This is a genomic window from Pseudomonas sp. JQ36 (assembly GCF_053851495.1).
In genome coordinates, this window is the sequence record NZ_CM132642.1 from 5,062,274 (window position 1) to 5,089,263 (window position 26,990).

24 protein-coding genes are annotated in these 26,990 nt (G+C 60.3%); 20 read left to right on the forward strand and 4 right to left on the reverse strand.

Annotated features, from left to right (window positions below):
- The first annotated feature begins 333 nt into the window (after positions 1–333).
- Positions 334–1,347 (forward strand): ABC transporter substrate-binding protein, encoded by a 1,014-nt coding sequence (locus ACS4NR_RS22840; RefSeq protein ID WP_456018406.1) that lies wholly within the window; start codon positions 334–336, stop codon positions 1,345–1,347.
- A gap of 122 nt (positions 1,348–1,469) precedes the next feature.
- Here the strand turns inward: ACS4NR_RS22840 and ACS4NR_RS22845 are convergent, their stop codons facing one another.
- Positions 1,470–2,390, reverse strand: a complete 921-nt coding sequence (locus ACS4NR_RS22845; RefSeq protein WP_456018407.1) for a LysR family transcriptional regulator — start codon at positions 2,388–2,390, stop codon at positions 1,470–1,472.
- Positions 2,391–2,571: 181 nt separating this feature from the next.
- Between ACS4NR_RS22845 and ACS4NR_RS22850 the strand changes: the two genes are divergently transcribed.
- Positions 2,572–3,492 carry a TauD/TfdA dioxygenase family protein gene (locus ACS4NR_RS22850; protein ID WP_095137871.1) on the forward strand — a complete coding sequence of 307 codons (921 nt, stop codon included), beginning with the start codon at positions 2,572–2,574 and terminating at the stop codon, positions 3,490–3,492.
- Positions 3,493–3,602: 110 nt separating this feature from the next.
- On the opposite strand, the gene ACS4NR_RS22855 is transcribed toward ACS4NR_RS22850, so the two are convergent.
- Both ACS4NR_RS22855 and ACS4NR_RS22860 read right to left on the reverse strand, forming a co-directional pair.
- Positions 3,603–5,219 (reverse strand): alkaline phosphatase family protein, encoded by a 1,617-nt coding sequence (locus tag ACS4NR_RS22855; RefSeq protein WP_456018408.1) that lies wholly within the window; start codon positions 5,217–5,219, stop codon positions 3,603–3,605.
- 190 nt (positions 5,220–5,409) lie between these two features.
- Positions 5,410–6,354 carry a LysR family transcriptional regulator gene (locus ACS4NR_RS22860; protein ID WP_456018409.1) on the reverse strand — a complete coding sequence of 315 codons (945 nt, stop codon included), beginning with the start codon at positions 6,352–6,354 and terminating at the stop codon, positions 5,410–5,412.
- A gap of 165 nt (positions 6,355–6,519) precedes the next feature.
- Between ACS4NR_RS22860 and ACS4NR_RS22865 the strand changes: the two genes are divergently transcribed.
- The 15 genes from ACS4NR_RS22865 (at position 6,520) to ACS4NR_RS22935 (ending at position 20,254) form a co-directional block, all read left to right on the forward strand.
- A complete protein-coding gene (locus tag ACS4NR_RS22865) occupies positions 6,520–8,880 on the forward strand; it encodes a TonB-dependent receptor (protein WP_456018410.1) in 2,361 nt (786 codons plus the stop codon).
- Between the two features lie 23 nt (positions 8,881–8,903).
- A complete protein-coding gene (locus tag ACS4NR_RS22870; RefSeq protein ID WP_456018411.1) occupies positions 8,904–10,247 on the forward strand; it encodes an aryl-sulfate sulfotransferase in 1,344 nt (447 codons plus the stop codon).
- 189 nt (positions 10,248–10,436) lie between these two features.
- Entirely contained in the window at positions 10,437–10,763 is a 327-nt protein-coding gene (locus tag ACS4NR_RS22875) for a hypothetical protein (RefSeq protein ID WP_456018412.1), read from the forward strand.
- Between the two features lie 162 nt (positions 10,764–10,925).
- Positions 10,926–11,249, forward strand: a complete 324-nt coding sequence (locus ACS4NR_RS22880) for a hypothetical protein (protein WP_166496299.1) — start codon at positions 10,926–10,928, stop codon at positions 11,247–11,249.
- Positions 11,250–11,302: 53 nt separating this feature from the next.
- A complete protein-coding gene (locus tag ACS4NR_RS22885) occupies positions 11,303–11,638 on the forward strand; it encodes a hypothetical protein (protein ID WP_456018413.1) in 336 nt (111 codons plus the stop codon).
- A gap of 274 nt (positions 11,639–11,912) precedes the next feature.
- Positions 11,913–12,725: an energy transducer TonB gene (locus ACS4NR_RS22890; protein ID WP_456018414.1), complete on the forward strand. Its 813-nt coding sequence runs from the start codon at positions 11,913–11,915 to the stop codon at positions 12,723–12,725.
- A gap of 44 nt (positions 12,726–12,769) precedes the next feature.
- On the forward strand, positions 12,770–13,495 hold the full coding sequence (locus ACS4NR_RS22895; protein ID WP_096797442.1) for a MotA/TolQ/ExbB proton channel family protein: 726 nt from the start codon (positions 12,770–12,772) through the stop codon (positions 13,493–13,495).
- 1 nt (position 13,496) lies between these two features.
- A complete protein-coding gene (locus ACS4NR_RS22900; RefSeq protein ID WP_003220570.1) occupies positions 13,497–13,898 on the forward strand; it encodes an ExbD/TolR family protein in 402 nt (133 codons plus the stop codon).
- 291 nt (positions 13,899–14,189) lie between these two features.
- Complete coding sequence (locus tag ACS4NR_RS22905; RefSeq protein ID WP_095137880.1) at positions 14,190–14,771, forward strand: alpha/beta hydrolase; 582 nt, start codon at positions 14,190–14,192, stop codon at positions 14,769–14,771.
- 56 nt (positions 14,772–14,827) lie between these two features.
- Positions 14,828–15,760 (forward strand): sigma 54-interacting transcriptional regulator, encoded by a 933-nt coding sequence (locus ACS4NR_RS22910; protein WP_456018415.1) that lies wholly within the window; start codon positions 14,828–14,830, stop codon positions 15,758–15,760.
- Between the two features lie 167 nt (positions 15,761–15,927).
- Positions 15,928–16,725 (forward strand): MetQ/NlpA family ABC transporter substrate-binding protein, encoded by a 798-nt coding sequence (locus tag ACS4NR_RS22915; protein ID WP_443534825.1) that lies wholly within the window; start codon positions 15,928–15,930, stop codon positions 16,723–16,725.
- A gap of 575 nt (positions 16,726–17,300) precedes the next feature.
- Positions 17,301–17,966 (forward strand): amino acid ABC transporter permease, encoded by a 666-nt coding sequence (locus ACS4NR_RS22920; protein WP_027611173.1) that lies wholly within the window; start codon positions 17,301–17,303, stop codon positions 17,964–17,966.
- Entirely contained in the window at positions 17,947–18,606 is a 660-nt protein-coding gene (locus ACS4NR_RS22925; protein WP_047290785.1) for an amino acid ABC transporter permease, read from the forward strand. Before ACS4NR_RS22920 ends, ACS4NR_RS22925 begins: the two co-directional genes overlap by 20 nt.
- Positions 18,603–19,385 carry an amino acid ABC transporter ATP-binding protein gene (locus ACS4NR_RS22930; protein WP_456018416.1) on the forward strand — a complete coding sequence of 261 codons (783 nt, stop codon included), beginning with the start codon at positions 18,603–18,605 and terminating at the stop codon, positions 19,383–19,385. Before ACS4NR_RS22925 ends, ACS4NR_RS22930 begins: the two co-directional genes overlap by 4 nt.
- The gene (locus ACS4NR_RS22935; RefSeq protein WP_456018417.1) at positions 19,382–20,254 is read left to right on the forward strand and encodes a transporter substrate-binding domain-containing protein; all 873 of its coding nucleotides are present in this window, start codon (positions 19,382–19,384) and stop codon (positions 20,252–20,254) included. The genes ACS4NR_RS22930 and ACS4NR_RS22935 overlap by 4 nt, the downstream gene beginning before the upstream one ends.
- Before the next feature lie 120 nt (positions 20,255–20,374).
- Here the strand turns inward: ACS4NR_RS22935 and ACS4NR_RS22940 are convergent, their stop codons facing one another.
- A complete protein-coding gene (locus tag ACS4NR_RS22940) occupies positions 20,375–21,571 on the reverse strand; it encodes an AAA family ATPase (protein ID WP_456018418.1) in 1,197 nt (398 codons plus the stop codon).
- Between the two features lie 202 nt (positions 21,572–21,773).
- Here ACS4NR_RS22940 and ACS4NR_RS22945 point away from each other — a divergent pair, with 202 nt between their 5' ends.
- Genes ACS4NR_RS22945 through ACS4NR_RS22955 form a run of 3 tightly spaced genes read left to right on the forward strand, consistent with a single transcriptional unit; the run spans position 21,774 to position 26,988 of the window.
- The gene (locus ACS4NR_RS22945) at positions 21,774–22,877 is read left to right on the forward strand and encodes an efflux RND transporter periplasmic adaptor subunit (RefSeq protein ID WP_115988462.1); all 1,104 of its coding nucleotides are present in this window, start codon (positions 21,774–21,776) and stop codon (positions 22,875–22,877) included.
- A complete protein-coding gene (locus ACS4NR_RS22950) occupies positions 22,874–23,938 on the forward strand; it encodes an efflux RND transporter periplasmic adaptor subunit (RefSeq protein WP_456018419.1) in 1,065 nt (354 codons plus the stop codon). Before ACS4NR_RS22945 ends, ACS4NR_RS22950 begins: the two co-directional genes overlap by 4 nt.
- Positions 23,935–26,988 (forward strand): efflux RND transporter permease subunit, encoded by a 3,054-nt coding sequence (locus tag ACS4NR_RS22955; RefSeq protein ID WP_456018420.1) that lies wholly within the window; start codon positions 23,935–23,937, stop codon positions 26,986–26,988. Before ACS4NR_RS22950 ends, ACS4NR_RS22955 begins: the two co-directional genes overlap by 4 nt.
- Positions 26,989–26,990: the final 2 nt, after the last annotated feature.

Genomic DNA, 26,990 nt, shown 5'->3' on the forward strand with positions numbered 1-26,990 from the left:
GTGTCAGGCACCGGTGATGGTGAATGACGCGGCTTCTTCGCGAGCAAGCCCGCTCCCACAAGTGGCTAGCGTGTATGCAAAATAGATCTATAAAAATTCAAATCAATTCTATTGAGAGATAAGCCAGACCATTTAAGGCCTGCAGCCCGACGCGCATCCAATGCATTCGAAGAATATTTTCGATGCTGTTAATGCATACGCCGCTGCAGCCCGCGTGATTTCACGCTTAGCGCTAAAGGCTATAAAAATGTGCATTTATAGTATTTAAGCGAAGGTCATGCTTCGGCCTACTTTCGGCTCCTCAACGCCTGTCGTGATCTAGGAGCCGCACCCATGAACCTTCCCTTCAAACGAGTCTTCAGTCTGTTTGCCATTCCGGCACTGGCGGGCCTGCTGGCGTTTACCGCACAGGCCGACGAGCTCAAGGAAATCAGGATTGCCGTGCCTGACCTGAGCGCCGGCACCCAGCACAGCGGCGGCGGTGTGGTGGACGTGCTGCGTGATCAGCAGATCTTCGAAAAAGCCTTCGCCGATCAGGGCATCAAGATTCAGTGGAGCTTCTTCAAGGGCGCCGGGCCGGTGATCAACGAGGCGTTTGCCAACGGTCAGGTCGATCTGGCGTATCTGGGCGACCTGGCGGCGATCATCGGCAAGTCCAATGGCCTCGACACGCGGCTACTCAGCGCCAGTGCGCGTGGGGTGAAACAATATCTGGGCGTGGTGCCGGGGTCGGGGATCAAGACCCTGCAGGATCTGAAAGGCAAGCGCGTGGCGATCTTCCGTGGCACCGCCACGCAGTTGTCGTTTGATGCGGCGTTAGCCAGTCAGGGCTTGAGCGAGAAGGATCTGAAAGTGATCAATCTCGACTTCAGCGGGGCGGTTGCGGCATTGGCGGCGAAACAGATCGACGCCTCGTGGGGCAGCTCAGGGCTGACGGCGCTGCAAGCCAAGGGGCTGGCTGAGTTGCCGCTGAACACCAAGGATCTGGGTGGTGCCGGTAGTGTGCAGTCGGTGCTGGTCGGCACCGGCAAGTTTGTCGACGGGCACCCGGAGATCGTGGCCAAACTGCTCAAGGCGCAGCAGCAGGCGGTGGAGTGGCTGACCCAGGACAGCAACAAGGACGCTTATGTGCAACTGGTGTCGGGGCTGGCGAGTTATCCACCGGTGATCCTGACCCAGGATCTGGCGGATCAGAAACTCAGCGAGGTGTTCCCGTCGACGCTGGACCCGGTGTTCCTCGGCAAGTTACAGGACTCGGTGGATCTGGCGGCGCAGCAGAAGCTGATTCGCAAGCCGTTCAAGGTCAGCGATTGGGTGGCGCCTGAACTGGCGGCGGCCAAGCTCTGAATCTCCAGTGTCTGGACGGGCCTCTTCGCGAGCAAGCCCGCTCCCACAGGGATCTTCAGTGAACACAGATTTTGTATTCACAACGATCCCCCGTGGGAGCGGGCTTGCTCGCGAAGGCGTCCTCAAACCGCGACGCTGACCTCCTGTTTATCCACCGCCACCAGCGTCTCGATCATCGCTCTCGCTGCCGGCGACAAGCGAAATCCTGTGCGACTGACAATCCCGCAGCGCGCGTTCATGCTCTCCAGATTCTGCGGCAGGTTGCGCCAGTGCAGCAGCGCCAGTGAACCTTGGGCAATGTCCTCGTAAAATGCTTCTTCCGTACCGATGCCGATGGCATTCGATTGCAGCACCACTTTCACCAGCGCCGGGAAGTGCTCGGTCTCGATGGTCGGCGAAAAGTCGATCCGGCCGCTGAGGTTCGCCAGCAGTTTGCGAATCTCCGGCGGAATCAGCGTGGTCGCCAGCGGGTAGTCGAACATGTCGTTGGTCGACAGGCTTTCCTTGGCCAGCAGCGGGTGCCCGGGCCGGCAGAAGAACACCCCGCGCTTGGGTGTCAGGGCCTGGGTCTGAAAATTCGGGTCGGCCTCAAAATGACGGATGTCGGCAATGAAGAATTCGATTTCTTCGCGGCTCAGCGCACGGCTGAGTTTTTCCCAGTTATCCACTTGAAAACAGGTGCGCACTTTCGGGTGCGCGTTGATGAATTGCGCCACCGCATCCGGCACCAGTTTCACCGCCGGGGCCGGGCCGCAGCCGAAGTGCAGTTCACCGGCATCAAGCTTGGTCATCTGCGTCACTTCCGCGCTGAGCAGCGCCGCGCCTTGCACCAGGGTCAGGGCGTGTTGCAGTACCACCTGGCCTTCGGGCGTCGGGCGCAGATCCTTGTTGCCGCGATCCACCAGCACGCAGCCGAACTCCTGCTCCAGCCCTTGAATGCTGCGGCTGAATGCCGGTTGAGTGATGCCCATCGCGTCCGCCGCACGGACAAAACTGCGGTGTTCGTTGAGGGCGATGAAGTAGCGCAACTGGCGAAGATCCATATGCTTTTCCGGCATCCTAAAAATAGCTCGAAGGCATTTGCGACGAGGGTTGCTTGAGGTTTTAAATGCAAGCTCTTATTCCGTCAACGAAGCATGAGAATATCTATTAGATTTAAATGGAATATAGATAGAGCGATGTTTCGCTGCCGCCTAACCGCAAGCAGTCGATGAGGGTCTACCCATGAGCAATGCCGCACTCGCTGTAAAACCCGCTGTCCACGCGCTGGAAATCCATCCGGTGGCCGGCCGTATCGGCGCCGAGATCCGTGGCGTGCACCTGTCCGGAGAACTGGACGCCGCTACCGTCGAAGCCATTCAGCAGGCGCTGATCCAGTACAAGGTGGTGTTCTTCCGCGAGCAGACTCAGCTCGACGATCAGCGCCAGGAAGCCTTCGCCCATCTGCTTGGCGAGCCGGTGGCGCATCCGACCGTACCGGTACGTGAGGGCACGCGGTATCTGCTGGAACTGGACGGCGCCGAGGGACAGCGCGCCAACTCCTGGCACACCGACGTGACCTTCGTCGAGGCCTACCCGAAAGCCTCGATCCTGCGCTCGGTGGTGGCCCCGGCCTTCGGTGGTGACACCCTGTGGGCCAACACCGCGACTGCCTACAACGAACTGCCGAGCGAGCTGCGTGAACTGGCGGACAAACTGGTCGCCGTGCACAGCAACGAATACGACTACGCCGGAGCCAAGCCAGACGTCTCGGCGGAGAAGCTTGAGCGCTATCGCAAAGTCTTCACTTCTACCGTCTATGAGACCGAGCACCCGGTGGTGCGTGTGCACCCGATCAGCGGCGAGAAGAGCTTGTTGCTGGGGCACTTCGTCAAACGCATCAAGGGTTATTCGCAAGCCGATTCGGCGCACCTGTTCGGCCTGTTGCAGAGCCATGTGATCCGTCAGGAAAACACCGTACGCTGGCGCTGGAAGGCGGGTGATGTGGCGATCTGGGATAACCGTTCGACCCAGCATTATGCGATTGATGATTATGGAACTCAGGATCGCATCGTGCGGCGGGTGACGCTCAAGGGTGAGGTGCCGGTCGGGGCTTCGGGGCAGCGTAGTCAGACCATTAAAGGTGCCGAGCTCGTTGGCGTCTGATCGGGCCTCTTCGCGAGCAAGCCCGCTCCCACAGTGGAGGTGTGTTGAGCACAATGGATGTGAACAACATATGGCCCTGTGGGAGCGGGCTTGCTCGCGAAGCTTTTGATTCACCACACACCGATCTGCACGACTTTCTCGGTCTCCGGCTCGCCATAGCGAAATCGCTGCCCGCGCAAATCGATCTCCTGATGACTGATCGTGGTCCGCCGCTTCAACCCGCGCACCCACTCGAACAGATACCCCGCATGCTCCTCGCGCACCGCCGCGTACGCCGGATCCTCACCCAAATCGCGCAGCTCCTGCGGGTCATTCAACAGGTCAAACAACTGCGGCCGGAAGCCGTCGTACGCCAGGTATTTCCAGCGCTCGCTGCGCACCATGGTCATGCGGCAACGGTCGATCGGCTGGCCAAGTCGCTCGCGTGCCGGGGCCTGGAAGGCGTAGTCGTATTCGCTGATCGCGTAGCGACGCCAGTCGGGATTTTCTCCGTGTAGAAGCGGGATCAGCGAGCGTCCTTCCAACCGATGCTCGGCGCTCGGCAGGCCCAGCGCATGGAGAAACGTCGGCAACGCATCAATGGTTTCTGCCAGCCGCTCATCCACCGTGCCCCGAGTGATGTCCGCCGCATCGCGCGGGTCGCGCACGATCAGGGGCACGCCCACTGCCTGTTCCAGCAAAAACTCCTTCTCGCCCAGCCAGTGATCGCCGAGAAAGTCGCCGTGATCGCTGGTGAACACGATCAACGTGTCATCCCAACGTCCGTTGCTCTGCAGAAAATCGAACAGCCGCCCGAGCTGATCATCCACTTGCTTGATCAGGCCCATGTAGGTGGGGATTACATTCAATCGTACTGAGTCACGGGAGAAGTTGAGGCTTTCCTCATGCTGGCGAAAAGCCGTGTATACGGGGTGTTTGCTGGCTTCGGAGGGCGTCGCGCGGACCGGTTCGAGAATCGATTTCGTACTGTACAAGGCGTGGTATGGCGCCGGTACGATGTAGGGCCAGTGCGGTTTGATGTAGGAAAGGTGTAAACACCAGGATTTCTCACCTTGCTCGGTGATGAAGTCGATGGCTCGATTTGTAGTGTAGACAGTCTCTGAGAACTGCTCGGGAATTCGCGCTGGCAAATGCGCATGACGCATCCGCCAGCCGCTGAGGATTTCGCCGTTCTCGCCTTCGGCGGCGTTGGCCCAGTCGTGCCAGGGGTTGCGCCCGGCGAAGCCCTGCTCGCGCAGGTAATGGGTGTAGGGCGCGGATTCGCGTTTGTCGTCGAACAGTGGGTCGTCGGGGAAGATCCCGTCGTGGCGAAAATAGGGTTCGAAGCCGACCTCGTTGAGCACCTCGGCCTGCGCGCTGTCCGGGTTGATCGCTAGACGCTGCAGGGCATCGACATTGGCCGTGGCGTGGGTCTTGCCGACCAGCGCGGTGCGGATGCCGTGGGGGCGCAGGTAATCGCCGATCGTCAGTTCTTCCAGCGGCAACGGCACAGCGTTCCACGCGACCTGATGGCTGCTGACGTAGCGCCCGGTGTAGGCCGACATCCGCGACGGCCCGCAAATCGTGCCCTGGGTGTAGGCGCGGCTGAAGCGCACGCCGGCGGCGGCCAGGCGATCGATGTTCGGCGTGTGCAGATGCGGATGGCCGTAGCAGGACAGGTAATCGCGGCGCAGCTGATCGCACATGATGTACAGCACGTTGCGCACGGGGTTTTGCGGGTTGGACATGAGATTCACCGGTCAGAAAGACAGGCGAGGGTTTTCGCTTTCGGCGGGGGTGTTCGGCAAGTGCATTTGGGGAATGAATTTTATGCAGTGGATGCATCGGTGCCTGGGCTGGCGCCATCGCGAGCAGGCTCACTCCTACAATTGGAATGCGATCCATTGTAGGAGTGAGCCTGCTCGCGATATCGATTTATCAGACTGCAAAATTCTCCAGCGAACACACCTCCTCATCCACCGCATCAATCGCCTTGATCTGCTCAATCATCGCCTCGGCCAACGGCGACAACCGATACCCCGCGCGGCTGACAATCCCGTAGCGCGTGTACAGTTCCTCCAGATCATCCGCCAGGCCGTCGATCCGCAAACACACCAGCTCACCCTTGGCCTGATGCAACGCATCGGAATACGCCCCGACAATGCCGATCGCATCCGAACGCAGCACCACGCTGAGCAGGCTCGAGCTGTTTTCGCATTCGACATTGGGGGTGAAGTCCGGGCGGCCGCTGAGGTCGATGATGACCTTGCGCAGGTTCGGCGGACGAATGCTCACCGCCAGTGGATAGCTCATCAATTGTTCGGCCGAAACCCGTTCAAGTGCCGCTAACGGATGCCCGGCACGGCAACAGAAATGCCATTTGCGCGGCCGCAAGCGATACGTCAGGTAATCCGGATCGGCTTCGAAGTGCCGGGTGTCGGCGACGAAGAACTCGAACTCCTCGCTGAGCAGGCGTTTGCTCAGGCTCTGCCAGTCATTGACCTGAAATTGCACCCGCGCTTTCGGATAGCGGCCGATGAATGCGCCGATCGCGCGCGGGATCAATCCGGCTGCCGGCGCCGGGCCGCAACCGAAGCGCAGCTCGCCGGCTTCCAGACCATTGAACTGACTGATCTCGTTGGCCATCTGCTGCGCGCCGCTGACCAGTCGCCGTGCATGTTCGAGCAGCACCTGACCCTGCTTGGTCGGCGGCAGATCCTTACGCCCGCGATCGACCAACTGACAGCCAACGCTGTGTTCCAGCGCCTGAATGCTGCGGCTGAACGCCGACTGCGACAGGTTCACCGCCTGCGCGCCGGCGACGAAGCTGCGTTGTTCGGCGAGGGCGATGAAGTGACGAAGTTGGCGCAAGTCGATATGCATTTTTCACATAAAAAATATCCGGGAAATGCATTGGATATGCATTAGGTCGACTCCTTATAAAGGCAATCTCTTATGCAGTAAATATTTGTAAATCCATAAATAAATAACTGAAAAGAATATGCAGCGCTGAAGATGTCTGTGTGTTTTTTGACCAGGAGCCGCGCCATGAGTCCGTTGAACCTTGCGTCACCCTTAACGCCACGACGGCTCAAACGCCTGCCTCTGGCCCTGTTGCTGGCGGGGAGCGCCAGCTGGACTCACAGCTACGCCGCCGAGGCCGAAGCACCGCCACCGGCGCCGGCCGGCAAACCGACGGCCAACAGCTCGCAGCTGGAAACCGTGACCGTCACCACGCGCCGGCGCGAAGAAAGTTCGCAAGACGTGCCGACGCCGATGAGCGTGGTCAGCGGGCAGAATCTGGAGACGCAGCGGGTCTACCGGATTCAGGATTTGCAGCAACTGGTGCCCAGCGTCAACGTCGCCTACATGCATGCGCGTCAGTCCAGCGTGTCGATTCGCGGTCTGGGCAACAACCCGGCCAGCGACGGTCTCGAAGGCAGTGTCGGTCTGTACATCGACAACGTGTATCTGGGCCGTCCGGGGATGGCGGTGTTCGACCTGATGGACATCGAACAGCTCGAAGTCCTGCGCGGGCCGCAAGGCACGCTGTTCGGCAAGAACACCACCGCCGGGGTGATCAACATCAGCACCCGCGCGCCGACCTTCACCCCAGAGCGCAGCATCGAAACCTCGTTCGGCGAGGACGGCTACTTCCAGACCAAGGGCACGATTTCCGGGCCGCTCAACGATCAACTGGCCGGACGTTTCTCGGCCTATCGCACCCGCAGCGACGGCGACATCAAGAACGAATACAACGGCCATGACCTGAACGGTGGCTCACGCGATGGCTTCCGTGCGCAGTTGCTGTTCAAGCCCAACGAAGACTTCAACCTGCGCTGGATCGGCGATTACAACGAAGAGGATTCCAGCGCCGGCACCCGCGTGCTGTACAACACCGGGCCGACCATCAACGGCGTCAATCTCTACCAATCGCGGGCCAATGCCGCCGGTGCGACGCTGGTAAACGGCTCGCACCGCAAGGTCAATCTGGACAACGACCAGCACGTCACCGTGCATCAGGGCGGTACGTCGGTGGAGGCCAACTGGACGTTGCCGAGCGATTTCACCCTGACCTCGATCAGCTCGTATCGCTTCTGGAATTTCACTCCGGCCAACGACGATGGTCTCAACGTCGCGGCGACTTACAACGCCGGGGTTTCGGTCGAAGACAAACAGTACTCGCAGGAATTTCGCCTGGCCTCGCCCAAGGGCGAGTTCTTCGATTACGTGGTGGGCGCGTACTACTTCGGCTCGGATCTGGACAACAAATCCTTCGCCTATTACGGCCCGCAGGCCGACATCTGGAACGGCACGCCACGCGGTGCGCTGGCCAACGTCGGCAGCGTCGGCAACGGCCACATCAAGACCGCCAGCTTCGCCCTGTTCGCCCAAGGCACCTGGCACCTTACCGAACGCCTGGATTTCACCGCCGGGGTGCGTGGTACCTATGAAGAGAAGAACGCCTGGGTCACCCGCGATGCGCCGGTCGGTGGCGCCACTGTCACCGGTGCATCGGCCACGGCACGCCGCGGACGCACTGGCGCCTACGATTCCGGCGATCTCAATCAGTACAGTTCCAGCCCGTCCGGGTTGCTCAACCTCAGCTATCGCATCACCGATGATCTGCTCGGCTATGCCACGCTGTCTCACGGGGAAAAATCCGGTGGGGTGAACCTTGCGGTGGGGTCTGCTCCAACCGCTGGCGCTGACTCGCTGCTGATCGGCACCGAGCGCGCCAACAACGCCGAACTCGGTTTCAAAAGCACCCTGTGGGATCGGCGTCTGCAACTCAACGCCAACGTTTTCTGGACTCAGGTCAACGCCTACCAGACCAACGCCTACGACGACGTCAACCGCGTGCAGTACCTGACCAACGCCGGTTCGGTGCGCTCGCGCGGCGTCGAGTTTGAAAGCACGGTGGTCCCGCTGCGCGGCCTAACCCTGAACTTCAACGGCTCGTACAACGACGTCAGCTACCTCTCGTACAAAGATGCACCGTGCCCGCCGGAGGTCAGCCAGGCACCAGGCGCGCCGGCCTCCTGCGACCTCAGCGGCCATCAAGTGGTCGGCGCGTCGAAATGGATCGGCAATGCCAACGGCGAATATAAATGGAATCTGGCCAACGGCTTCGAACCCTACGTCACCGCCAGCTATGCGTTCCGCTCCAAAGCGGTGGGCACGGTCGAAGATTCCGACTACGGGCAGATCCCGAGCTACGCGGTGGTCAACCTGTCCACCGGTCTGCGCGGCGATTTCAATCAGGGCCAGTGGGACGTTTCGCTGTGGCTGAAAAACGCCTTCGACAAGACTTACTACACGACCCTGTGGACCGGCGGCAACGGCGGTTATGAAGGCCTGCTCGGCACGCCGCGCACCCTCGGCGTTACCGGTCGCTACGACTTCTGATCTGTCATTCAAGGAGCTGCATCATGTTGCCAGGCAAAACCGCTTTAGCCCTGTTGTTATCCGGCGCAGTCTCAAGCAGCGGGGCGTTCGCCGCCCCCAGCGTGTACCCGACCGGCGTCACCCGTTACGACCCGGACAAGGCGTTCAACCAATACGTGATTTTCAGTGGCGCCGACAAGCAAACGCACCTGATCGACATGAACGGCAATGAGGTGAAGACCTGGCCGCACGCGGGCTTCCCATCAGCGATCATCGACCCGCAACTGGTCGGCGGCGAGCGCGGGCATGTGCTGTTGCAACTGAGTGACAAGGATCCGGGCAAGCTCGGCTCCGCCGGCAACGGCCTCGGCAATCAAAGCGTCGGCGAGCTGGACTGGAACGGCAAGGTTATCTGGCAGTGGGGCGACAAGGCGCCCGGTGGCGCAGCGCAGCAACACCATGATCAGCGGCGCCTGAGCAACGGCAACACCGTGGTGCTGGCGAACAAGGTGCACAAGGTCAAAGGCTTCAAAGTGCCCGAGGTGATTGACGATGCGATCTACGAAGTCAGCCCCGACGGACAGGTGAAATGGCAGTGGCTGGCCTCGGAACACCTCAACGAATTCGGCTTCACCCCGGAGCAACTGAAACTGGTACGCGCCAGCGACAACCCGGATTACCTGCACATCAACAACCTCAGCGTGGTCGGGCCGAACAAGTGGTTCGATGCCGGGGACAAACGCTTCAATCCGGACAACCTGTTGCTCGATTCGCGCAACGCCAACTTCATCGCAATCATCGACAAACACAGCGGCAAAGTGGTCTGGCGCCTCGGCCCGAACTTGCCGCTGATCAACCCGAAAACCGCGCAGAAACTGCCGCGTCCGGTTGATCAATTTGTCGGCCAGCACGACGCGCACATCATCCCTGCCGGGCTGCCCGGCGCGGGCAACCTGCTGGTGTTCGACAACCAGGGTTCGGCGGGGTACCCGAACGTCACCCTCGGGCTTATTTCCGGCTCGCGAGTGCTGGAAATCGACCCGCAGAAAAATGAAATCGTCTGGCAGTACAGCGCGGCGAATTCGAAGCAGCCGGGGTGGGCGTTCTATAGCTCGTTCATCAGCAGCGCGCGACGTTTGCCCAACGGCAATACGCTGATCGACGAAGGCATGAACGGGCGGTTTTTCCAGGTCACGGCCAGTGGCGAAAACGTCTGGGAATACGTCAGCCCTTATCTGGGTAAAGCACCGGGCAGCGACGCGATCAGCAATTGGGTCTATCGGGCGTTGCCCGTGAATTACGACTGGGTGCCGAAGGGTACGCCACGCTCCGAAACTGCAGTGATTGCCCCGAAATCGGCGGTGCAGCAGACCAGCGCCAGTCGTTAGTTGAAACGGAATTAATGCTCGAAGGAATGGCGATAAGTTATGTGTGGTTTGAATAGTGCTTATTGCAATTTCGTTGAAAAGTCGCGTGGACAATAAGTGAATGGCCAACCATCCTGAGTGTCGTGAGTTTCCAGGAGGAAACTTGCTCTCAGTGGAAGACACTTATCCAACGATAAAGGAAATCACGTTATGTCGAGCATTAATGGAATTTATGTAAACGCTAACGCTGGCGCCAAACTGACGATTACCGATGGCAACGACTCCAACGGCAGTTTCAGCGGCAAGTTGAACCAGAACGGCGTGAACTACGACATCGCTTACGGGCATTACCATTTCCAGAACAGTACCGGGCAGCCGACGATCATCACGATCTCGGCGTTGAATGACGGTACAGGCTATCAGGCCTGGACATTGTTCTCGCCGGATCACAACTATTCAAAAGTTCGTGCTGCGGGTTCGCGCACCAACTTTGATGGTGATGTTGTTAACCTGGCTGGAGAGTTTGTTAAACAGTAATTGTGTGTCACAAAAAAGCCGCCCTGCTAATGAAGCCTGGCGGCTTTTTTCTTACATGAAATAAGTCGTTTTCATGTTGGTTGTGCTTCCTGTGGATGACAGCGTTTGCTGGCGTCTGATTCTAAGCTCGCGGTGACTTAATCATTCGAGCAGGACGCTTACATGCAAAACGCGCTTTATTCCAACACCCTCGATGGGCCCTCTCTGACCATTGTCGATTCCGATGACCGCACCGGGGTCTTCGCCGGCACGTTGCATCACCAAGGCATCAGCTACGGCATCGTCAATGGCCGTTACGCCAGCCTCAACGGCTACCAGCCGCCAACCGTGGTCACGCTGATTGCCAATAACCAGGATCACGGTTATTTCGCCCTGACCCTGTTCTCGCCAAGTCGCGGCACTCATGAACTGCAGGGGCACTGCGTGCGCGTTACCTATGACGGCGTGGTCAGCAGCCTGCCGGGCGACTTCGTTCGCCATACATGAGGCGCAGCCCGCGCCAGGTTTCTCCTTCAAAACACCCAGCAAGGATGCTGCACATGTCCACGATCAATGGCGTTTATCGTCATGAACCTTCAGATACAACCTTGACCCTGACCGAGGGCGATGACCGCACCGGCAGTTTCACCGGCACGTTGTCCGTGTCCGGCACCGATTACCCGATCGCATTTGGCAATTTTCATTTCAGGCATGGCTTTTCAACAGGCCCGGTCGCTATCTCTTTCAATACGCTGACGGCCGATGGCACGGCGCAAGCCTGGGTGATGTTCTCGCCCGATCAGGCCTACACACGCTTGCGGGCACTGGGCAGCGCGGCGGACATGATGGGCAACACCGGGTTGAATGGCCTGGAATTCATCCGGCAAAACCGCTGAAGAAGCGCGAAATGAGCGGGTTTCGCATGCCTTCGCCGAATATTTTTCATGCTTGAAAAGCATTGTAAATTCAGCCCTCGGCGCCAGGCCTTGCAGGCCGTGGCTTTGCGACAATCTACGAAAACATATATTCGTAAAAAATCTAAACACATCGATAAAAGTTACTTTCGGAGATAAGCGATTGCTCCAATGATTCACCCAACGACCGGTCGCCCGGGGGATGTTTGCGGCGACCTGTCGGGTACTTCGCAAAAAGACCGCAGGGAGTGAATCAATGGGCAATGTCCAGACCGCCGCCAGCGCACAGGAATTGCTGTGGCGTCAGACGCCGAGTGGCGAACTGGTCGATCTCGGCCGGCCGCATCGTGTGCCGCTGGGGCAGTTGCGTTTGCAGCGTGCGCCCAAGGGCATTCTGAGCCGCCGTGAAACCATTCTGCTCGGCGTGCTGGCGCTGCTGGTGCACGGCGCGGTGATCTATTGGATCAACCAGCATCCGACGCCGGCGTTGCCAATCGTGCCGCCGGAAATTCCGCCGATGACCATCGAGTTTTCGCGGCCGGCGCCACCCGCGCCGCCGGTGGTCGAACCGCCGCCACCGGCACCGGTGGTGGAGCCACCACCACCGGTTGAAGACGAGTTGGCCGTAAAGCCGCCGCCCAAACCGATTCCCAAGCCCAAGCCGAAACCGGTGGCCAAACCGGTTCCGAAACCAGCACCGAAAGCTGTTGAACAACCACCCGCGCCGCCACAACCGGCAGCTCCGGTTGCCGCCCCGGCGCCACCTGCACCACCGGCCCCGGCGCCCGTGACGCCGGCCTCGGCCAACGCCGCGTACCTGAAGAACCCGGCGCCGGAATATCCGTCGCTGGCCCAGCGTCGCGGCTGGGAAGGCACGGTGTTGTTAAGGGTGCACGTATTGGCCAATGGCAAACCGGGCGAGATCCAGATTCAGAAAAGCAGTGGTCGGCAACAGCTCGACGATGCGGCACTCAATGCCGTCAAACAGTGGAGCTTCGTGCCGGCCAAGCAGGGTGATGTCGCCCAGGACGGCTGGGTCAGCGTGCCCATCGATTTCAAGATTCATTAAACCGAAACCTATTCGCGTTAAATGTTTACACGAGGGAATACATCATGACGTTACTGGCCTCTCCACTGGAATCCATCGAAAGCGCGGTGATCTGGCTGCTGGTGGTTTTTTCCGTTGCCACCTGGGGACTGGCGCTGCTCAAGGCTGTGCAGTTCGGTCGTCTGAAGGCGCAGGATCGCAAGTTTCATAAACGTTTCTGGGCGGCGTCGAGTCTCGACTCCGCCGCCGAGTTGAGCGAAACCCAACCCGGCGCGGCGGCCCGGGTGGCACAAGCCGGTTACGCGGCGATTCAGGTGGGTGAAGCGCCGCAGGCCAATGACCTGAGTCAGGCGATCAACCATCAGGATCGATTGGAGCGTGCCCTGCGTCAGCAGATCGTCCGTGAACGCCGTTCGCTGGAAACCGGTCTGGCAGTGGTCGCGAGTATTGGCAGCACCTCGCCGTTCATTGGTCTGTTCGGCACGGTGTGGGGAATCATGGAAGCGCTCAAAGGCATCAGCGCGGCCGGCTCGGCGAGCCTGGAAACCGTCGCCGGCCCGATTGGCGCGGCACTGGTCGCCACCGGTGTGGGGATCGCCGTCGCGGTGCCGGCGGTGCTGGTTTACAACTATTTTTTGCGTCGTCTGAAACTGACGGCGGCGGATCTGGATGACTTCGCCCACGACTTCTACAGCTTGGCGCAAAAGAGCTCGTTCCGCGTGCTGATCCATCCGACGGCGAACAAGGTCGCGGCACCGGGCAACGCGACAAAAGTGAAGGAGGCGTCCTGATATGGCCTTCTCCACGCAAGACAGCGACGAGGTACTGAGCGAGATCAACGTGACGCCGCTGGTGGACGTGATGCTGGTGCTGCTGGTGGTGTTTATCGTCACCGCGCCACTGCTGACCAACGCGATCCCGATCAACCTGCCGAAGACCGAAGCGGTGGCGCCGGTCGAGCAAAAGGATCCGCTGGTGGTGAGCATCGACGGTGCCGGCAAACTGTTTATCAACAAGGATGAAATTCAGCCGGATTTGCTGGAATTCAACCTCAAGTCGGCCAAGGCCAAGGACCCGGAAGTGCGCGTGCAATTGCAGGCCGACGATGGGGTGAACTACGGCGAAGTGGCGCGGGCCATGGCTTCGATTGAACGGGCGGGAATTACCAAGTTGTCGGTGATCACTGCGCGGTAACCAGATTTTCGTTTTTCCGGGGCCGTCTCCTTGGCAGGGTGCGGCCCTTTTTTTATTCCGCAAAACCAGCCTCACCACCGACCCATTGTGGGAGCCGGCTTGCTCGCGAAAGCGTCAGCTGCATCGACATCAATGTTGACTGAGACACCGCATTCGCGAGCAAGCCCGCTCCCACAGGTGTATCTCTTATATTCTTTTCGAGTCTTAATAAATAGCTTCTTATTCCTTAACGAATATAAATCCCGTCCCTATACTCGATCAGGAACAGACACGACGCAGGAGAGCTCCCCCATGCGCAACGAATCAATCCGCTACCTGATTGTGCCGGGCTGGCAAGGATCGCCAGAAGATCATTGGCAAACCCACTGGCAGCACAGCCTGCCCAACAGCGCACGCGTGGAACAGGCCGACTGGCTGACACCGCGCCGTGAAGACTGGGTTGCGGCGCTGGCCGAAGCGATTGCCGCCGACAGCACACCGGTGATCCTGATCGCTCACAGTCTGGGTTGCATCACCGTTGCGCATTGGGCTGCCACCGCGCCCGTGCAATACCTGCGTCAGGTGCGCGGTGCGTTGCTGGTCGCACCGGCCGATGTCGAGCGTCCGGCCTGCGCGCCGGCACTGCGCAATTTCGCCCCGATCCCGACCGACCTGCTGCCGTTCCCGAGCCAGGTGGTCAGTTCCGACAACGACGCCGCCGTCAGCGCCCCGCGCGCCCTCGAGCTGGCGCGCAACTGGGGCGCCGAAGCGGGGATTCTTGCCGGAGCCGGGCATATCAACGTCAAGTCCGGGCATCAGCGTTGGGAGCAGGGTTTCGCTTATCTGTATCGCCTGCAGAATCGCATGGAACACCACGCCCGGCGTCGCGCTTGAACCTTTTTCTTTTTTGAACGCCCCCGTCTGCCGGCGGTTCTGGGCGGGAGTCTGCCATGAGTTTCGAAACGTTCGGTCAGCCGTTGCTGACCTTTCCCGATGCGGAAAAAAGTCCCCTGAGCATTCGCGCCAAGGCGCTGGTGTTCGTCGATCCCCGGTCCCGCCAGTTGCGCGAGGAGCTGGAGCACCTGGCGCCGCGAGCCATTTCGGTGTTGATTCGTGGCGAGACCGGCACCGGTAAAGAGCTGCTCGCGCGCCATATCCATCGTGCCAGTGATCGCAGCGGCCTGTTCGTCTCGGTCAATTGCGGCGCGATCAGCCCGACCTACGCCGATGCCGAACTGTTCGGCTATGCCGCCGGCAGTTACACCGGTTCGGCGAGTAGTCGCGCCGGCTGGTTCGGTTCGGCCAATGGCGGCACTTTGTATCTGGACGAGATTGGCGACTTGCCGCTGCCGATCCAGATCAAACTGCTCGCCGCCTTGGAAAACCACGAAGTCACCCGCGTCGGCGCACATCAGCCAAGCCCGGTGGATGTGCGGCTGGTGGCGGCAACCAGCATTGATCTGGCGCAAGCGGTGGACGCGGGGAAATTTCACGAACGGCTCTATCACTACCTCAGCGAAGGTCAGCTGGAGTTGCCAGCCCTGCGCGAGCGAATCGGCGACATCCTGTCGCTGGCGGAATATTTCCTCGGCATCTACAGCCAGCGCCTTGATCTGCCGGTGCCGTTGATCAGCGAAGCGGCGCAGCACCTGCTGGAGCGCCACAGTTGGCCGGGCAACACCCGTGAGCTGGAAAACGTCATTCACTTTGCGCTGCTGGTCAGCACCGGTGACGAAATTCTCCCGGAGCACCTGAACCTGCCCTCAGTGTCTGAGCCGAAGCTTCAGATCGAACGACTGGTGGCAAAAATCAATATCGGCGGTAGCGTCGACGAACGTAAGGCTTTGAAAGATCTGCTGATTGGTTTGAGCCAGCAGTTGTAGCCGTTTGCTTCCGTATGAACGAAATGGAATATCAAAGTGAATAAACGTTATTGTCAGGGAATAAAAAATCCCGGTATTGTCCGCTTCACGCCAGAGATAGCACTTCACTGGCACTCGTATTAATAGCCGTCGCCATTCGCGACCGTGATTCTCGATAAGGACACTGCATGAAAAAGGTTCTGTTGTTTACCGCATTGGCGGCTGCTCTGACTGCTTCCCTGGCCCAGGCCGGCGAGAAACTGGTGGTGGCGGCGACTCCGGTGCCGCACGCGGAAATTCTCGAGCTGATCAAACCGACCCTGGCCAAAGAAGGCGTGGATCTGGAAATCAAGGTCTTCACCGACTACGTGCAGCCGAACGTGCAGGTTGGCGAGAAGCGTCTGGATGCCAACTACTTCCAGACCAAGCCTTACCTGGACAGCTTCAACGCCGGCAAATACAAGGACGACAAATCCAAGTACCTGGTGACCGTGCAAGGCGTGCACGTTGAACCGTTCGGTGGCTACTCGAGCAAGTACAAGAAACTGGCTGATCTGCCGGATGGCGCGACCATCGCTATCCCGAACGAAGGCAGCAACAGCGGCCGCGCACTGATCCTGCTGCAGAAGGCTGGCCTGATCGAGCTGAAAGACCCGAAAAACGCGCTGGCGACCCCGAAAGACATCGCCAAGAACCCGCACAACTTCAAGTTCAAGGAACTGGAATCGGCCCTGCTGCCGCGTGTGCTGAAGGAAGTTGATCTGGACATGATCAACACCAACTACGCGCTAGAAGCCAAGCTGAACCCGACCAAGGATGCGCTGGTGATCGAAGGCGCTGACTCGCCTTACGTGAATTTCCTGGTGGCCCGTGAGGACAACAAGAACAGCGACGCGATCCAGAAACTGGCCAAAGCCCTGACCAGCCCGGAAGTCAAAGCGTTCATCGAGAAGAAGTACAACGGCGCGGTATTGCCGGCGTTCTGATCCGACGCCTGAACCACCCTTTCAAGGTATGAAAACGCCGATGGCCAGTGATGGGCATCGGCGTTTTTTTGTGCTCGATTTTGGGGGCCATAACATCACAAGCCAGAAGCAAAAGATCGCAGCCTGCGGCAGCTCCTACAGGGCAATGCGATCTCCTGTAGGAGCTGCCGAAGGCTGCGATCTTTTGATTTTTTCGCTGACTCAGGCCACTTGAGTCTTCAGCGCCCGGCGCAACGCCACGAGCAATTTCACGATGTCCTGCGGATCCAGTCGCTGCGGCACTTTTACGTCCATGTTGTCTTCCTTGTAATGGTTTGGCCGGGGGAGTCTGGCCAAAAGCTGTTCGTCCTTGGAGGGCTTTCATGCAAAAAAGATCCTTCCTACAGCGCAAGGGAAAATAGCCTTCTTATTCCTTCCCGGCAAACCCACAGAATAGTTTTTTGCGTGATATCAATATGCTTTAACGGTATTTAAATTCTTGTTTTTATACCTATAAAGTCAGCGCCTGCCGGACAGTTACCCGCTGTCCATGGACTGCATGACCGTCGCTTACCGAGCGATGTCCAGGATGCTTCATGACTTTCGATTACGCATTTATCCTCAGTACCCTGCCGGCCTTTCTCAAGGCCGTGGGCGTGACGCTGCAAGTCGGGTTCATCGCGATCGGCACGTCGCTGCTGGTGGCGCTGCTCAACGCAACGATCCTGGTGTTCCGCACACCATACCTGCAAAAACTGGTGGGCCTGTATGTGGAACTGGCGCGCAACACGCCGTTGCTGATTCAACTGTTCTTCGTCTACTTCGCCTTGCCGGCCATCGGCATCCAGGTTTCCGGATTTACCGCGGCAATCATCACCATGACTTTTCTCGGCGGCGCCTACCTCACCGAGGTGCTGCGCGCCGGCGTCGATGCGGTACCGCAGGCGCAACTGGAATCGGGTCGCTCCATCGGCCTGTCCCATGGCCAGTTGCTGCGCTACGTGATCCTGCCGCAGGCGGGGATTCTCAGCCTGCCCTCGCTGTTCGCCAATTTCATTTTCCTGCTCAAGGAAACCACCGTGGTCTCGGCGGTGGCGGTGCCGGAAATCCTCTACACCACCAAGAGCTACATCGCGCTCTACTACAAAACCTACGAAATGCTCGCCGTGCTGACGCTGATCTGCGTGCTGCTGTTCTTGCCGCTGTCGCTGCTGCTCAGCCGTCTGGAAAGGAGGCTCCAGCATGGCCAGTTCGGGTCTTGAACTGCTCTGGGTGTCGTTGCCGCAACTGGCAAAAGGCGCCGGGCAAACCCTGTCGATCTCGTTCCTGAGCATCGCTATCAGCACCGTTGGCGGGGTGCTCTACGGCGTACTGCGCACGCTCAACGTGACGTGGCTGAACGCGATCCTGCGGGTCTATCTGGAACTGTTCCGGGCGATCCCGGTGCTGGTCTGGTTGTACCTGCTGTTTTTCGGCCTGCCGATTTTCTTCGGCCTGAGCCTGCCGAGCTTCTGGTGCGCGGTGCTGGTGCTGTCGCTGTGGGGCGCCAGCGAGGTCGGCGAAGTGGCGCGCGGTGCGTTGCATTCTTTGCCGCGCGGGCAGCGTGAAGCAGGGCTGTCGATCGGTCTCAATGCGGCGCAACTGTACGGCTACGTGCTGCTGCCGCAGGCGCTGAAACGCATGACGCCGCCGACCATCAACGTCTACACGCGAATCATCAAGACCAGCTCGCTGGCGGTGCTGATTGGCGTGGTCGATGTGATCAAGGTCGGCCAGCAGATCATCGAGCGCACTTACGAATCGGTGCTGATCTACGGCGCGCTGTTTCTGTTTTTCTTTTTCATCTGCTACCCGCTCTCGGCCGCCTCGCGCGTGCTGGAGCGGCGCTGGACGCAAGCATGAGCGCATTGATCGAGTTTCAGGGTTTCAACAAATTCTACGGCGAGCAGCAGGTGCTCAAGGGCATCGACCTGCAAGTGCGCAGCGGCGAAGTGATCGTCATCCTCGGCCCCAGCGGTTGTGGCAAAAGCACGTTGCTGCGTTGCCTCAACGGGCTGGAAAGCGCGCATAGCGGCAGCCTGAAATTTGCCGGGCGCGAGCTGCTGGACAAGGCCACCGACTGGCGCGAAGTCCGCCAGCAGATCGGCATGGTGTTCCAGAGTTATCACCTGTTCCCGCACATGAGCGTGCTCGATAATTTGCTGCTCGGCCCGCTCAAGGTGCAAAAGCGTCAGCGCCGTGAAGCGCAGCAGCAGGCCGAAGCCTTGCTCGAGCGTGTGGGCCTGGCGGACAAGCGCGATGCGTTTCCACGTCAGCTCTCTGGCGGTCAGCAGCAACGCATCGCCATCGTCCGCTCGTTGTGCATGAACCCACGGGTCATGCTCTTTGATGAAGTCACCGCCGCCCTTGATCCGGAGATGGTCAAGGAAGTGCTGCAAGTGATTCAGGGCCTGGCCCGCGAGGGCATGACCCTGCTGATCGTCACCCACGAAATGGCCTTCGCCCGCGCGGTGGCCGACCGCATCGTGTTCATGGATGCCGGGCGCATCCTTGAGCAGAACCCGCCCGAGATTTTCTTTACGAACCCGCAAACCGCACGCGCGCAGCAGTTTCTGGAGAAGTTCTCCTTCGTTGCAACACTGCCTCAAACGAATCCGATAAAGGAACTGGAACTGTTATGAAAACTGCCGCTTTTTTACTGCCTCTGCTCAGCCTTGCCTTGCTTGCCGGTTGCAGCAAAACCGAAGAACCGCCCAAGCCGAAAGTCGCCAGCGAAAGCACCGCGCCAGCCGGTTACCTGGACAAGATCAAGGCCCGCGACAAACTGATTGTCGGCGTGTTCACCGACAAGCCACCGTTCGGTTTCGTCGATGAGGCCGGGCGCTACGTCGGCTTCGACACCGACATCGGTCGGCGCTTCGCCAAGGATCTGCTGGGTGATGAAAACAAGGTCGAGTTCGTGGCCGTGGAGCCAGCGAGCCGCATTCCATTCCTGCAGAGCGACAAGGTCGACCTGATCCTCGCCAACATGACCGTGACCCCGGAGCGCAAGGAAGCGGTGGAATTCACCAACCCGAACCTCAAGGTCGCGGTGCAGGCGCTGGTGCCGCAAGGCAGCTCGGTGAAAAAACTCGATGACTTGGCGACCCGCACCACCATCGTCACCACCGGCACGACTGCAGACATCTGGCTGACCAAGAATCATCCGGACTGGAAACTGCTGAAGTTCGAGAAAAACTCCGAGTCGCTGCAAGCTCTGGCCAACGGTCGCGGCGATGCCTACGCGCAGGACAATCTGGTGCTGTTCAGCTGGGCCAAGCAGAACCCGGGTTACCGCGTGCTGGACGAAAAACTCGGCGCCGAAGCACCGATTGCTCCGGCGGTGAAGAAGGGCAACGTCGAGCTGCGTGACTGGGTCAATACCGAGTTGGCCAAGTTGGGTGAAGAGAAATACCTGCTCAAGCTGTACGACCAATATGTGCGTAAAGAACTGAGCGATGACACCCAGCCTGAGAGTGTGATTGTCGAGGGTGGCAAGTGGCAGGGGTGATTGGCCGTTAAATCTGCGGCGACCTGAAGGTCCTCTTCGCGAGCAAGCTCGCTCCCACATGGGTACGCATTCCAACTGTGGGAGCGGGCTTGCTCGCGAAAGCGGTGGTTCAGGCACCGCTCAATCCGGCCAGTTCCACGCCGGCTCATCCAGCACCCGCTGCCCGACAATTCCGCTCTGCCCCAGCGTCTTCTCCAGCACAATGCAATTGCACTCCGGGTCTTGCTGCAACGCCGAAATCAACCGTCGCGCATGGGACACCACCCACACCTGACAAGCCTGAGAAGCACGAATGATCAAGCGCGCCAGCGCCGGCAACAGATCCGGGTGCAGACTGGTTTCCGGTTCGTTGAGCACCATCAATGACGGCGGGCGTGGCGTCAGCAGCGCGGCGATCAGCAACAGATAACGCAGCGTGCCGTCCGACAGCTCCGCCGCCGACAATGGCCGCAGCAACCCCTCCTGAAAGAACTCGATGGCAAAACGTCCGCCGGCCAGCGGTGCGATGTTCAGCCGTGCGCCGGGAAAAGCGTCGCTGATCGCCGCCTGCAACGCCTCGGGGTCGCCGATTTCATTGATGGTCTGCAGGGCTGCTGCGAGGTCGCGGCCGTCGTGGTGCAGAACCGGCGTACGCGTACCCAGTTGCGGTTGGCGCACCGGGGCGTCGGCGTCGCTGCGAAAGTGATCGTAGAAGCGCCAGCGGCGAATGAATTCGCGCATCTGGAACACTTCCGGCGAACTGCGCAGACTGCCGATCTGATCGAACAGGCTGTCGAAATTCGGGGTGTGCTGCGCCAGCACGTCCCAGCTGCGCCCTTCGCGGGCGCGAATCATCGGGCCGTTGCGATCCACCAGCAGGCTGGCCGGGCGATAGAGCGGCCCGGCCCAGATGCATTCGCGCTTGATCTGCGGATCGAGGCTGAAGCGCGAGGGGCTGGGACGAGTGTCCCCCGGCAGCATGAAATGTCCGTTGGAGTCGGGCAAGCCGAGGCTGATCGAGTAGCTGAAGTCCTCGCCGGCAAACCCCAGGCGCAGCCGTTTGACGCCCTGACGCACCGTCGGCTCGATCGCCACTTCGCCGTTGCGCATGCGCCGGCTGATGGTTTCCGGGCCGGCCCAGAACGTCGAATCCAGCCCGCCCTCGCGGGCCAGCGCATTGACCACGCCGCCCTGGGCGGTCTCCGCCAGCAGGCGCAAGGCCCGATAGAGATTGGACTTGCCGCTGCCGTTGGGGCCGGTGATCAGGTTCAGCCGGCCCAGCGGAATCACCAGTTTGTTTATCGAGCGGTAATTGGCCACCGCGAGGGTCTTGAGCATGAAAATCCTTCTCTTGAGGCGACCATTGTAGGAGCTGCCGAAGGCTGCGATCTTTTGATCTTGCTTTTGTAAAGTCAAAAGATCGCAGCCTGCGGCAGCTCCTACAGGGGAAATATGGAGATCACGCAGGCGAACGTTGAACCCTGTTCTAAGCTCACAGTCGTATCGTCACTTGCACGTTCGTACACAGGAAGGAGTCTGCATGGCGAGTCCCGGATTGAAAACAGTTGTCGTGCTGAGCCTGCTCACGTTGCTGACCGCTTGCGGCAAGAAAGAAGCCCCGGCGGAGTACTTGCCACGGGTCTTCGTGCAAGAGGTCAAACCGGCGGACTATGCCGCTGCCGTGACCCTCACCGGTGACGTGCAGGCGCGGGTGCAGACCGAACTGTCGTTCCGGGTCGGTGGCAAGATCATCCAGCGCATGGTCGATGTCGGCGACCGGGTCAGCGCCAAGCAGGTACTGGCCAAACTCGATCCCAAGGATTTGCAGACCAACGTCGATTCCGCGCAAGCCCAGGTCATCGCCGAACAAGCGCGGGTCAAGCAGAGTGCGGCGGCGTTCGTGCGTCAGCAGAAGCTGCTGCCCAAGGGCTACACCAGCCAGAGCGAATTCGATTCCGCACAAGCCGCCTTGCGCAGCAGCCAGAGCGCCCTGAGCGCGGCGCAGGCGCAACTGGCCAATGCCAAGGATCAACTCAGTTATACCTCGCTGGTCGCTGACGCCCCCGGCATCATTACCGAGCGCCAAGCCGAAGTCGGCCAGGTGGTCCAGGCCACCGCACCGATTTTCAAACTGGCCCGCGATGGCGATCGTGACGCGGTGTTCAACGTTTATGAGTCGTTACTGGCTGAGCGCCCGGCGGAGCGTTCGATTGTCGTCAGCCTGCTCGACAACCCCGCGATCAAAACCACCGGCACGGTGCGTGAAATCACCCCGGCAGTGTCGGCGCAGTCTGGCACGGTGCAAGTCAAAGTCACCCTCGACAGCCTGCCGCAGGGCATGCAGCTCGGCTCGGTGGTCAGCGCCACCGCCAAGGGCAGCGGCAAGTCGGCGGTGGAATTGCCGTGGTCGGCGCTGACCAAAAACATCAGCGATCCGGCGGTGTGGATGGTTGACGACAAGGGCGAAGCGCAGCTGCACAACGTCACCGTCAGCCGCTACCTGATCGGCAAGGTCATCATCAGCGACGGCCTCAAGGGCGGTGAGAAAGTGATTGTCGCGGGTGGGCAACTGCTACACCCGGGCATGAAAGTCGAAATCGCCGAAAATACCTACGAAGGTCTGCAACCGGGAGCACAGCCATGAAGCGTCTGGGGCTGTTGTCCATCGGCGTGTTGCTGGCCGCCTGCTCGAAAAGCGAGCCGCCACCGGAGCCGGTGCGGCCGGTATTGTCGATCAAGGTACAGGCGCTGAACGAGGAAACCCTTGGGCGTTTCGCCGGCAGCATTCAGGCACGTTACGAGAGCAACACCGGGTTCCGTGTCGGCGGTCGTATTGCCAGTCGCAACGTCGATGTCGGCGCCGAGGTGCAAAAGGGTACGCTGCTGGCGACCCTCGACCCGTCCGATCAGCAGAACCAGTTGCGCTCGGCCCAGGGCGACCTGGCCAAGGTTCAGGCGCAACTGATCAACGCCCAGGCCAATGCCCGCCGGCAGCAGGCGCTGTTCGATCGCGGGGTTGGCGCGCAGGCGCAACTGGACATCGCCACTACGGATCTGAAAACCACTCAGGCATCGCTCGATCAGGCGCGGGCGGCGGTCAACCAGAGCCAGGATCAACTCGCTTACACCGAGCTGCGCGCCGACCACAAAGCCGTGGTCACCGCGTGGAATGCCGAGGCCGGGCAAGTGGTGACAGCAGGTCAGCAAGTGGTGACCCTGGCGCAACCGGACATCAAGGAAGCGGTGATCGACCTGCCGGACACGCTGGTCGATGAGATTCCTGCCGACGTGGTGTTTCTGGTGGCCGGGCAACTCGACCCGAGCATCAACACCACCGCAACCATTCGCGAAATCGAACCGCAGGCCCAAAGCGCCACACGCACCCGCCGCGCGCGGCTGACCCTGGCCAACACGCCGGAGGGTTTCCGTCTCGGCACGGCGATCAGCGTGACCCTCAGTTCGGCGATCAAGCCGCGCATCGAATTACCCGCCACCGCCCTGCAGGAAGCCGACGGCAAGACCCGCATCTGGGTGATCGACACCCAAAGCAAAACCGTCGCGCCCCGTGACGTCAGCGTGATCAGCCGTACAGACGCCACGGTGGTGCTGGCCGGCGGGGTCAAGTCCGGCGAGCAAGTGGTCACCGCAGGCGTCAACAGTCTCAAACCCGGACAAGCCGTGAAACTCGACGAGGACAGTCAATGAAAGGCTCTTTCAATCTCTCCGAATGGGCCCTCAAGCATCAGTCGTTCGTCTGGTATCTGATGTTCGTCGCGCTGCTGATGGGGGTGTTTTCGTACTTCAATCTGGGGCGCGAAGAAGACCCTTCGTTCACCATCAAAACCATGGTCATCCAGACCAAATGGCCGGGCGCGACCCAGGAGGAAACCCTCAAGCAGGTCACCGACCGCATCGAGAAAAAACTCGAAGAGCTCGACTCCCTCGACTACGTGAAAAGCTACACGCGCCCGGGCGAATCAACGGTTTACGTGTACCTGCGCGACACCACCAGCGCCAAGGACATTCCAGAGATCTGGTACCAGGTGCGCAAGAAGATCGATGACATTCGCGGCCAGTTTCCCCAGGGCATTCAAGGCCCCGGGTTCAACGACGAGTTTGGCGATGTGTACGGCTCGGTCTACGCGTTTACCGCCGACGGCCTGACCATGCGCCAGTTGCGCGACTACGTGGAGCAGGCCCGCGCCGAGATTCGCAACGTCCCGGGGCTGGGCAAGATCGAAATGATCGGCCAGCAGGACGAAGTGATTTACCTGAACTTCTCCACCCGCAAACTCGCCGCGCTGGGCATCGACCAGCGTCAGGTGGTGCAGAGCCTGCAATCGCAGAACGCCGTGACCCCGGCGGGGGTGATCGAGGCCGGCCCGGAGCGCATTTCGGTGCGCACCTCGGGGCAGTTCGCTTCGGAGAAGGACCTGGCCGAGGTCAATCTCAAACTCAATGACCGCTTCTATCGCCTGGCAGACGTTGCCGACATCAGTCGCGGTTACGTCGACCCGGCCACGCCGGAATTCCGTTTCGACGGCAGGCCGGCAATCGGTCTGGCGATTGCCATGCAGAAGGGCGGTAACGTCCAGGAATTCGGCAAGGCGCTGCACCAGCGGATCGACCAGATCACCGCTGATTTGCCGGTTGGCGTCGGCGTCCATACGGTGTCCGATCAGGCCGTGGTGGTGGAAGAGGCAGTCGGCGGTTTCACCAGTGCGCTGTTCGAGGCGGTGGTGATCGTGCTGGTGGTCAGCTTCATCAGCCTCGGCGTGCGCGCCGGGCTGGTGGTGGCCTGTTCGATTCCGCTGGTGCTGGCAATGGTCTTCGTGTTCATGGAATACAGCGGCATCACCATGCAGCGGATTTCCCTCGGTGCGCTGATCATCGCCCTCGGCCTGCTGGTGGACGACGCGATGATCACCGTGGAGATGATGGTCACGCGCCTGGAAATGGGCGAAAGCAAGGAACAAGCGGCGACGTTCGCCTACACCTCCACGGCGTTCCCGATGCTCACCGGTACGCTGGTGACCGTCGCCGGTTTCGTGCCCATCGGCCTCAACGCCAGCTCCGCCGGCGAGTACACCTTCACCCTGTTTGCGGTGATCGCGGTGGCGATGCTGGTGTCGTGGGTGGTGGCGGTGTTCTTTGCGCCGGTGATCGGCGTGCACATCCTCAGCACCAACGTGAAACCCCATGAAGCCGAGCCGGGCCGCATCGGTCGGGCGTTCAACGGTGGTTTGCTGTGGTGCATGCGCAATCGCTGGTGGGCGATCGGCATCACCGTGCTGCTGTTTGTGCTGGCGGTATTCTGCATGCGCTTTGTGCAGAACCAGTTCTTCCCGTCGTCGGATCGCCCGGAAATTCTCGTCGACCTGAACCTGCCGCAAAACGCCTCGATCGACGAAACCCGCAAGGCCGTGGACAAGCTCGAAGCCACGCTCAAGGGCGACCCGGACATCGTGCGCTGGAGCACCTACATCGGTCAGGGTGCGATCCGTTTCTACCTGCCGCTCGACCAGCAATTGCAGAACCCGTACTACGCGCAACTGGTGATCGTCAGCAAGGATTTCGAGGCCCGTGAGGCGTTGAGCCAACGCCTGCGCGAGCGCTTGCACAAAGACTTCGTCGGCATCGGCAGTTACGTGCAGGCGCTGGAAATGGGCCCGCCGGTGGGACGTCCGATCCAGTACCGGGTCAGCGGCAAGGACATCGATCAGGTGCGCAAGCACGCCATCGATCTGGCGACCGAGCTGGACAAGAACGAGCACATCGGCGAGATCATTTACGACTGGAACGAGCCGGGCAAAGTCCTGCGCATCGACATCGCCCAGGACAAGGCGCGCCAGCTCGGGCTGTCGTCCGAAGATGTGGCGAAACTGATGAACAGCATCGTCAGTGGTGCGCCGCTGACCCAGGTCAACGACGACATCTACCTGATCAACGTGGTCGGCCGGGCGGTGAACTCGGAACGCGGCACGCCGGAAACCCTGCAGAACCTGCAGATCGTCACACCCAACGGCACGTCGATCCCGCTGCTGGCCTTTGCCACCGTGCGTTATGAGCTTGAGCAGCCGCTGGTGTGGCGTCGCGATCGCTTGCCGACCATCACCATCAAGGCTTCGGTGCGTGACGAGATCCAGCCGACCGACCTGGTGAAATTGCTCAAACCGTCGATCGATGCGTTCGCTGAAAAACTGCCGGTCGGCTACAAGGTCGCCACCGGCGGTACGGTCGAGGAAAGCGGCAAGGCCCAAGGGCCGATTGCCAAGGTCTTGCCGTTGATGTTGTTCCTGATGGCGACCTTCCTGATGATCCAGTTGCACAGCGTGCAGAAGATGTTCCTGGTGGCCAGTGTCGCGCCGCTGGGGCTGATCGGCGTGGTGCTGGCGCTGGTGCCGACCGGGACGCCGATGGGCTTTGTGGCGATCCTCGGGATTCTGGCGCTGATCGGTATCATCATCCGCAACTCGGTAATCCTCGTGACGCAGATCGATGAGTTCGAGCGCAACGGCTCCGCGCCGTGGGATGCGGTGGTGGAAGCGACCGAGCACCGGCGCCGGCCGATCCTGCTGACCGCGGCGGCGGCGAGCATGGGCATGATTCCGATTGCCCGGGAAGTGTTCTGGGGGCCGATGGCCTACGCGATGATTGGCGGGATAGTGGTAGCGACGTTGCTGACGCTGCTGTTTCTGCCGGCGCTGTATGTGGCCTGGTACAAGATTCGCGAGCCGCAGAAAGAGACCGCTTAAAA